Here is a 1,102-nt window from a genome sequence, read left to right on the forward strand (position 1 = left end):
ACCACCGTTCCACAGCAGATCGACCGGCGCCAGCAGGATCGCCCGGATCATTTCCGGCGGGGACAGCGTGCTCACGCCCGGATCCAGATCCAGCGCGGCGCGGATCTGCGGCGTGATCGCGATGGCCTTGGCGGAGCGATCGAAGACGCCGCCGCCCTCGCTGATCAGCGAGGTGTCGTAATCCGCCCACGACGACCGCGCCAACCCGAACAACCGCTTCCGCTCCGCGAACGACACCCCCGCCACCGGATCCGGATCGATGAAAATATGCCGATGATCGAACGCCGCCACCAACCGAATATGCTCCGACAACAACATCCCGTTACCGAACACATCCCCCGACATATCCCCGACACCCACCACCGTGAACTCCTCACGCTGGGTATCGACATTCATCTCCGCGAAATGCCGCTTGACACTCTCCCACGCCCCCTTCGCGGTAATCCCCATCGCCTTGTGGTCATACCCCGCCGAACCACCCGACGCGAACGCATCACCCAGCCAGAAACCGTATTTCTTGGCGACGTCGTTGGCGATATCGGAGAATGTCGCGGTCCCCTTGTCCGCCGCGACCACCAGATAAGTGTCGTCACCGTCGCGACGCACCACCCGCTGCGGCGGAATCACCTCACCGCTGGCGTGATCGACATTGTCGGTCACATCCAGCAGACCGCTGATGAAGGTGCGATAGCACTCCACCCCTTCGCCCTGCAGGGCCTGGCGATCGGTTGCCGGATCGCCACTGGGCGCCGGCGGGCGTTTCACCACGAATCCGCCCTTGGCGCCGACCGGCACGATCACCGCGTTCTTCACCGCCTGCGCCTTCACCAGACCCAGAATCTCGGTCCGGAAATCCTCCAGGCGATCCGACCACCGCAAACCACCACGCGCCACCGGGCCGAAACGTAGATGGACGCCCTCGACCCGCGGCGAGTACACGAAGATCTCGAACTGCGGCCGCGGCCGCGGGAGCTCCGAAATCGCGTGCGGCTCGACCTTCAGCGACAGGTAGTCGCGCGGCAACCCGTCGGCGTCGACGACGTAGTAGTTGGTACGCAGCGTGGCGGTGACAACACCGAGGATGGCACGCAGAATGCGGTCG

General features: G+C 64.7%; 1 protein-coding gene. It reads right to left on the reverse strand.

Annotated features, from left to right (window positions below):
- Positions 1–1,102, reverse strand: a 1,102-nt coding sequence (locus tag ACGF5C_RS35095) for an NAD-glutamate dehydrogenase domain-containing protein (RefSeq protein WP_393308768.1), incomplete at both ends; no start/stop codon positions are given.

The organism is Micromonospora sp. NPDC047620, assembly GCF_043205005.1.
In the GTDB taxonomy this organism is placed as follows: Bacteria; Actinomycetota; Actinomycetes; order Mycobacteriales; family Micromonosporaceae; genus Micromonospora.